Here is a 7411-nt window from a genome sequence, read left to right as displayed (position 1 = left end):
CGGCGGGCCGCGCGCGCAGACGCCCGCTGGCGGCGCCGCGCCCGCGCCCGTGTTCCCGGGCGCGCCGCCCGCCCCGGCCTCCGCCGGCCGCCTGCCCGGCGCCCCCGCCTTTCCCGCCCGCCCTTCCATCTCGAAAGAAACGGACCGGTCCCGCCGATGATCAAGACTTACCGACAGATGCTCGAGGTGATGACGCCGCGCGAAAGACGGGGCTTCTACTGGCAGGTGCTGCTCCTCTTCGTGGTCGGCATCTTCGAGACGGCGGGCGTCGCCTCGGTCCTGCCCTTCATGGCGGTGCTCTCGGAACCCGGGAGCATCCACGAGGGACGGATCCTGCCGCGGCTCTACGACGGGCTCGGCTTCACCGAGCCCCAGAGTTTCATGATCTTCCTCGGCCTCGCCACCTTCTGCGTTGTGATGCTCGGGATCTTCGCGCAGATCTTCGCGCTCTACACGATCCAGCGCTTCACCAACGCGCGCGCCTATTCGCTGAGTTCTCGGCTCCTGCGCGGTTATCTGCGCCAGCCCTATGCCTGGTTCCTGAACCGGCATACCTCGGACCTCGGCAAGGCGGTGCTCTCCGAGGTCGACGCGGTGGTGAACCAGACCTTCATGCCGGCGATGAAGATGATCTCGAACTTCTTCATCGCCGGGCTGATCACGGCGCTTCTAGTCGCGATCCAGCCCTTCGTCGCGCTCGGCGCCGCGGCGCTGCTGCTCGTCTGCTATCTCGGGATCTTCGTCACCGCGCGGCGGTGGCTCACCCACTTCGGCAAGGAGCGCTACGTCGCGAACCGCGAGCGCTTCCGCATCGCCCAGGAGGCGACCGGTGGCATCAAGGACGTGAAGCTGATGGCGCTCGAGGACAGCTACATCAAGCGCTTCCAGGGGCCCGCGCGGCGCATGGCGCGCGCCAATACCTTCAAGGGAGTGGTCGGCGACGCGCCCCGTCTGATGCTGCAGGGGATCGCCTTCGGCGGCATGCTGCTCGTGATCCTCGTCCTGCTCATCACCGGCTCGGGCAGCCTCGGGAGCATCCTGCCGATGCTCGCGGTCTACGCCTTCGCCGGCCTCAGGCTCCTGCCCGCGATGCAGCAGGTCTACAACCAGATCACGCTGCTGCGCTTCAACCAGCCGGTGCTCGACGGGCTCTACGAGGATCTCAAGGAGATCGAGACGAACGAGCAGGGCCTCGCCCGGGTGCCCGAGGGGGAGCCGGTCCATCTGCGCGAGCGGCTCGAGCTCAGGGGCATCGAATACGCCTATCCCAATACCGAGCGCGCGGCGCTGCGCGGACTCGACCTCGCGATCCGCGCCAATACCACGGTCGGCATCGTCGGCGGCACCGGCGCGGGCAAGACCACGGCGGTCGACCTGATCCTCGGCCTGCTCGACGTGCAGAAGGGCGAGATGCTGGTCGATGGTGTGCCGGTGACGAAGGGCAATCTGCGCTCCTGGCAGAAGGCGATCGGCTACGTGCCGCAGCAGATCTTCCTGACCGACGCCTCGGTCGCGGCCAACATCGCCTTCGGCCAGCCCAGGGAGAAGATCGACATGGCGGCGGTCGAACGCGCGGCGCGGATCGCCGAGCTACACGATTTCGTCACCCGCGACCTGCCCCAGGGCTATGACACGCTGGTCGGCGAGCGCGGCGTGCGCCTCTCGGGCGGGCAGCGGCAGCGCATCGGCATCGCCCGCGCGCTCTACGCCGACCCCGACGTCCTCATCATGGACGAGGCGACGAGCGCGCTCGACAACCTGACCGAGCGCGCGGTGATGGACGCGGTGCACAATCTCGGGCGCAGGAAGACGATCATCCTGATCGCTCACCGCCTCTCGACCGTCCGGGCCTGCGACACGATCTTCATGCTTGAGCACGGGCGCAAGATCGCCGAGGGACCCTATGACGAGCTCATCGACTCGAGCCGCCAGTTCCGCGCCATGGCGGTCGGCCACCCCGCGGAATAGCCACCAGGCACGGAACCTGCGCTCAGGGGCTGGCGGGTTCCGCGACACGAAGAGTCATCGCAATCGCTTGGGGGGGAACTGGATCATGACGCGGATGGAAGCCGGGACCGGGGCCGAGGCGCGCCTTTCCGCCGGCGCGGAGCCGGTCCGGGTGACCCGTTCCGGCCCGGCGCCGATCCTCGTGACCGGCGCGCCGCGCTCGGGCTCGACCTGGGTGGGCAACGTGCTCGCGCTTGATCCGCGCTCGGCCTATATCCATGAACCCTTCAACAAGGATTGCCCCGACGGGCGCTGCCGGGCGCGATTCAGCGGGGCCTTCACCTATGTGACGCGGGAGAACGAAGAGCCTTATCTCGCGCCGCTGGCCGATACCCTGGCCTGGAAATACAGTCCGGCCGCCGAACTGCGCCGCCTGCGCGAGCCCGTGTCCCGCCGGCGGCCGCTTTCGCGCGACCTCGCGCGGCTGGTCCGGGACTATTCGTATTTCGAGACCATGCGCCGGCGCGGACAGCGCGTGATCCTGAAGGATCCGCTGGCGATCTTCTCCGCCGACTGGATCGCCGAGCGATTCGACGCGCGCGTGGTGGTGGTCATCCGCCATCCGGCGGCCTTCATCGCCAGCCTCAGGGCGGCCGGCTGGCAGCGGGTCCGCTTCGGCATCTTCTCCGGTCAGCCGCGGCTCATGGAGGATCGTCTCGCCCCCTATCGCGCCGCGGTCGCGGCGGCGGAGGCGGAGATGCCCGATGGCGTCTCCGCCGGGGCGCTGCTCTGGAACCTCGTGCACCATCACATCGCCCTGCTGCGCGAGGAACATCCCGACTGGATCTTCGTGCGCCACGAGGATCTGTCGCGCGCCCCGGAAAGCGGGTTCCGGGAGATCTTCACGCGGCTCGGCCTCGATTTCTCCGAGGATGTCCGATCGGGGCTCGCCCGGTTCACCAGCGGCGGCGCCGCCCTTTCGAAGAGGTCGATCTTCGGGACAGCGCGGCGCACCATGCGCAACAGCCGCGACAGCATCGCGCTCTTCCGCGAGCGGCTCACCCCGGAGGAACTCGCGCGGATCCGCGACGAGACGGGGCCTCTCTGGCAGAAATTCTATTCCGACGCGGACTGGTAGGTGGAGGGTTCCCCTCTCAGCCGCCGCCGCGCAGCTTCGCGAGGCCGGGCTTCAGGACGCCGCGGTAGAGCGAGAAGGCGCCGTCGACCGGGACGCGCCAGGCGGCGCTCCGGTGGCGCTTGTTGCCGAGGAAGATGTAGATGTCGCTCAGCAGCCCCCGGCGGTGGATGTAGCGGCTGAAATAGGGATTGGGCGAGAGGTAGTTCCAGTCCCAGAGCTTCACCCCGAGGCCAGAGCGGTGCAGCACGTAGGGCAGGCTCAGCTGGTCGCGCTTCGTGAAACGGGCGAGCTGCTCCCACCAGAGCTCCATCGCCGCGTCGAGCGCGGCGCCGCGCGCCTCGCCCCGGCCGTGGCGGCGCAGGATGATCGCGTTCTCGGTCAGCACGTGATCCCGGGGCAGCCCCTCGGCGCGGTAGAAATCGATCTGCGCCTGGCCGAGCGGGAGGTCGGCGGGGGCGATCTTGCCCACCTCGCCGCAGAAATCGAGTTCCGACTGGATGTCACCCCGCGCGCTGTGCGGGAAGAGGCCGATATCGGCGCCGGAGGCGATGAATTCCTCGAGCAGCGGGTTAAGATCGGCGATCACCAGCAGATTGGCGTCGATGTAGATCGAGTAATCCGCCTCCGGGAAGATCTTCGCCGGAAAGAACTTCGCATAGCGGTTGCCGAGGCTCGGCCCGAGCGCGGCCGCGGCCTCCGGCATCGGCCGCCAGTTCCAGCCCGAAACGAACCGGGGCTTGCGGTCGGAGAAGAGCACCGGCTCGATCCCGGGGCTCGATACCACGGGCGAGAAGATCTGGTCATAGGCGAGATTGGCGCAGGTGTAGAGAATCGTCTGGGTCATGGGGCGTACTCGGAACAGCGGGGGCGGCGCGAGGATAGGAGGCGGCGCCCGGAGGCGCCAGCCCGCGCCCGCGCGGTCGAAGCCGTCACCGCCGCCGCGGCGGGCGCCGCCCGGGTTCGAGGGGCCGCTCCGCGCGGGCCGGCGGATCAGGCGGCGATGCCGCCCTTCTTCGCGTCGTATTCGTGGATCAGCTCGATCGTGTTGACGATGTTCGCACGGCTCGAGGCGCCGAACAGGATCGATTCCACGTAAGGCTCGTTGACCACCCATTCGATCGCCTCGCGCGGGTGGATGCCGCCGGAGGCGAGGACCGACATGGCGATGACGCGCGCGGGGTATTCGGCGGTCGCCTTCCGGTACCCTTCGATCCCGCCGGACATGCGGAAGGCGATCTTGTTGACGTTGGAGCAGACGATCGGATTCTCGATCCCCGCCTCGCGGAGCATCGGCAGCAGATGGGGCAGGTTCATCGTGATGAAGCCGGCCTCGGCGTCGTAGCGCTTCCGGCAGTGCTCCGAGAAGATCCGGAAGGCATCGGCCATCCCGAGGCCCTGGATCAGGTCGGTGACCACGTTCTGGAGGAAGATGACCGGTGTCCTGAGCCCCTCGAACATCTTCATCTCGGCGTCGACGAGCAGCGTCATCATGCCCTCGATGTCGCGGTTGATGACCGCCTTGCCGCCGCGCAGCATGGTATCGACCAGCCCCTCCTTCGGCAGGAACTTGCGGAGCGCGTCGAAATAGCCGAGTTCGGTCACGGCGTTCGCGTATTTGTGGGCGTAGGGCATGCCCGGATAGAAGGTGAACCCTTCCCAGGCCGCCGGATCGGCGCGCACCCGGTCCGCGATCTGCTCGATCGTGTCGTGCGTGGTGCACATGAAGCCGCCGGCGCCCGCCCGCAGCGCGACCTGGAGCATCTCGACGATGTTGTCGATGTCCTGGAAGCGCATGGCCTGGCTCCGGGCCTTCTCCTCGGACATGTGGTTGATGCCGAAGAACTGGTTGTCGCCAAAAAGAATGCGTTCCATGTCGGTTATCCCGCTTTCGTGATCGGTGTGGGCGTACCGCCCTTCAGGAAGGTCGCCACCGCGTCCAGGAGCTGTGGGCTGGCCTTCGTCGAGAAGTCGCCGCCCCCGACCCGCATCGGCTCGCGCAGGAGCCGCGTCATCTCTTCCCGCAGCGCCTCGGTCGTCTCCACGATCCGCAGGCCCGGACGCCCCTGGAAGCGCCTGGCGGTATGGATCTGATGATCGGTGGTGTGCTCGCGCAGCGCGATGTCGCGCGGCAGGAGCAGCATCTGCGCCCGCGCCTCGAGCCCCTGCAGGATCGACCCCATGCCGACATGCGCGACGAAGAGATCGCATTCCCGGAGCCGCCGGCGGTATTCGGAGATCGGCAGCATGCGCGCGAAGGGGGCGTGGACCGGCTCGTATTCGCCCTCGCCGATCTGGATGAACACCTCCTCGCTGGGATTGTCGCGGGCCCATTCGTCCACGGCGCGCACGAAACGGTCGAAGGGCAGCATCGAGCCGATGGAGGCGAAGATCACAGGACGCTCCCCCAGTACTGCACGCCTTCCGCCTCGGCGACCTCGGGCCACTGGGACACGGTGCGATGCGCGAGCCTGCGCGCGAGCCGGCCGGAGGAGGACATGCGCTCGGCATTGGCGATGCTGTCCACCCAGAGCGTGCGGGCGCCCATCATCCGGCCGAGCAGGATGAAGCCGAGCATCGGCGCCGATCCGGTCGTGACGATCGCCTTGGGGCGCTCCTTCGCCATGATCCGCAGCGCCTTGAGCCCGACCTTCAGGAAGGAGAGCTTGTCGAAGCGCGACGCGTCCGGGATCGTGTAGAGCCGCGCTCCCGGAACCGCCTCGGCATAGTTCTCGAACATCGAGACATAGACGGTCTCGAAACCCTCGAAGGCATCGCGCAGGCGCAGGAGCTGCACCCAGTGACCGCCGCCGGAAGCCACCGCGAGGAGCCGGGGTGGACGTTTCGCCATTCAGCGCCCCAGGATGCGGCGGACCAGGCCCGCCTTGCGCGGCGCGATCTCCGTCGCGCCGAAGCTGCCGACGCCGCCGTTCGCCTCCGCCGAGGCGCGGATCATCTCGATCGTGGCATCGGTCTCGGCCGAACTCAGGAACGAGTTCTCCCGCGACCCCTCGCCGGCCGCGATCGTGTCGCCGAAGGCCTCGAGCTGGGCGCTGTATTCCTCGCCGCGGAGGTAGAAGCTCACGGGAGGGGTGAGTTCGGTGATGTATTTCACCGTCCAGCCCTTCCTGTAGCCCTCCGGGATCGGGGCGTCGCCGGTCAGGAAGACCTGGATCTCCTGCCGGTCGGCATAGATGCGCCCCGCCGTGCCCCAGACGGTGATGCGCGTCGTCATCTTGCGCACCGAATGGTCGGACCAGTTGACCGAGATCTGGCCCGTCACGCCGTCGGCGAAGCCGAGCGCCGCGTAGACCTCGTCGTCCACCTCGGCGGAGAAGCCGCTCTTCAGCAGGGCGCCGCCGCAGGCATCCGCCTCGCCGAAATACCAGTTGAGCAGGTTGATCGGGTGCGCGGCGTAATCATAGAGGCAGCCGCCGCCGCCGCCGGCCTTGCCGCGCCAGGTCGGCTTGGCGGGCTTGAGCACGACGGGGCCATAGGCCTCGCCCTGGACGTGGCTGACCTTGCCGATGGCGCCGGCGTCGAGAAGCCGCTTCACCTCGCCGAAGGTGCCGATGAACCGGTTGTGGTATCCGACCTGCGTCACCAGCCCCCTCGCCTCGGCGGCCGCGGCCAGTTCGCGGGAGACCGCGGAGGAGAGCGTGAGGGGCTTCTCGCAGAAGACGTGCAGGCCCTTCTCGATCGCCTTGTGCGCCATCCAATCATGCGTGGTGGTCGGGGTGGCGATGATCACCGCCTCGAGGCCGGGCCGGTCGAGCAGCTTGTCGAAGTCGGAGACGAAGGGCAGCCCGGTATATTTCTGGAGGACGCCGCCGAGGATCTCCGACGTGTCGCAGATCGCCGCCACGTCGAACTGGTCCAGGGCGTTCGCAATCGCGAGATGCGATATGCCCATCTTGCCGAGCCCGATTATCGCGACATTAACAGCCACTTACCATACCCCTTACCATACCGCGCCGCATCAAATACCCCTTTACCGACAAGTCCGTCAACGTGGCGTCCCGCATCCTCAGTTAAAGGCGGTTGCCCCTCACTGTCCAATCCATACCGCGCCGCGGCCATGGCCCCTGGGGCTGCGACTGCCCGCTCGCTGGTCGTTTACCCTATCCGGGCGCCGAGTTGAACGCCGGCGAGACGGACTCCCCTTCATGTGAGGGAATGTCGCCGGGAGAGGACGCATCCGGCGTCGGGGGATCGGATGCGGGGGATCGCGGGGGTGGCGGCGGAGATCCGGCGCCAGGAGGCGATGGGGCTGCGCCCGACGCCGCGGCTTGCGGAGTGAGGGGTCCGGCCTTGGCTTTCGCGGGTTGT

The 7411-nt window shown here is 68.0% G+C and carries 7 protein-coding genes; 2 read left to right on the top strand and 5 right to left on the bottom strand.

All coding sequences use genetic code 11. The features are described 5' to 3' along the window. Positions 1 to 156 precede the first annotated feature (156 nt). On the top strand, positions 157 to 1968 hold the full coding sequence (locus tag FJM51_RS22835) for an ABC transporter ATP-binding protein (RefSeq protein ID WP_140456407.1): 1812 nt from the start codon (positions 157 to 159) through the stop codon (positions 1966 to 1968). A gap of 85 nt (positions 1969 to 2053) precedes the next feature. After that, complete coding sequence (locus tag FJM51_RS22830; protein WP_181164731.1) at positions 2054 to 3085, top strand: sulfotransferase family protein; 1032 nt, start codon at positions 2054 to 2056, stop codon at positions 3083 to 3085. 16 nt (positions 3086 to 3101) lie between these two features. Here the strand turns inward: FJM51_RS22830 and FJM51_RS22825 are convergent, their stop codons facing one another. The 5 genes from FJM51_RS22825 to FJM51_RS22805 form a co-directional block, all read right to left on the bottom strand. Beyond that, a complete protein-coding gene (locus FJM51_RS22825) occupies positions 3102 to 3929 on the bottom strand; it encodes a glycosyltransferase domain-containing protein (protein WP_140456405.1) in 828 nt (275 codons plus the stop codon). Positions 3930 to 4075: 146 nt separating this feature from the next. Beyond that, on the bottom strand, positions 4076 to 4957 hold the full coding sequence (locus FJM51_RS22820) for a hypothetical protein (protein ID WP_140456404.1): 882 nt from the start codon (positions 4955 to 4957) through the stop codon (positions 4076 to 4078). 5 nt (positions 4958 to 4962) lie between these two features. After that, positions 4963 to 5478: a glycosyltransferase gene (locus tag FJM51_RS22815; RefSeq protein WP_140456403.1), complete on the bottom strand. Its 516-nt coding sequence runs from the start codon at positions 5476 to 5478 to the stop codon at positions 4963 to 4965. After that, complete coding sequence (locus FJM51_RS22810; protein WP_140456402.1) at positions 5475 to 5933, bottom strand: glycosyltransferase family protein; 459 nt, start codon at positions 5931 to 5933, stop codon at positions 5475 to 5477. Before FJM51_RS22810 ends, FJM51_RS22815 begins: the two co-directional genes overlap by 4 nt. Beyond that, positions 5934 to 7031, bottom strand: a complete 1098-nt coding sequence (locus FJM51_RS22805) for a Gfo/Idh/MocA family protein (RefSeq protein ID WP_210240405.1) — start codon at positions 7029 to 7031, stop codon at positions 5934 to 5936. Positions 7032 to 7411: the final 380 nt, after the last annotated feature.

Origin of the sequence: Amaricoccus solimangrovi (assembly GCF_006385685.1) — a bacterium.
In the GTDB taxonomy this organism is placed as follows: domain Bacteria; phylum Pseudomonadota; class Alphaproteobacteria; order Rhodobacterales; family Rhodobacteraceae; genus Amaricoccus; species Amaricoccus solimangrovi.
This window is presented reverse-complemented; position numbering and strand designations above follow the sequence as displayed.

Bases quoted from the DNA above. Each gene is read 5' to 3' on its own strand.
- FJM51_RS22835 (WP_140456407.1), top strand. From the start codon at position 157: ATGATCAAGACTTACCGACAGATGCTCGAGGTGATGACGCCGCGCGAA.
- FJM51_RS22830 (WP_181164731.1), top strand. From the start codon at position 2,054: ATGACGCGGATGGAAGCCGGGACCGGGGCCGAGGCGCGCCTTTCCGCC.
- FJM51_RS22825 (WP_140456405.1), bottom strand. From the start codon at position 3,929: ATGACCCAGACGATTCTCTACACCTGCGCCAATCTCGCCTATGACCAG.
- FJM51_RS22820 (WP_140456404.1), bottom strand. From the start codon at position 4,957: ATGGAACGCATTCTTTTTGGCGACAACCAGTTCTTCGGCATCAACCAC.
- FJM51_RS22810 (WP_140456402.1), bottom strand. From the start codon at position 5,933: ATGGCGAAACGTCCACCCCGGCTCCTCGCGGTGGCTTCCGGCGGCGGT.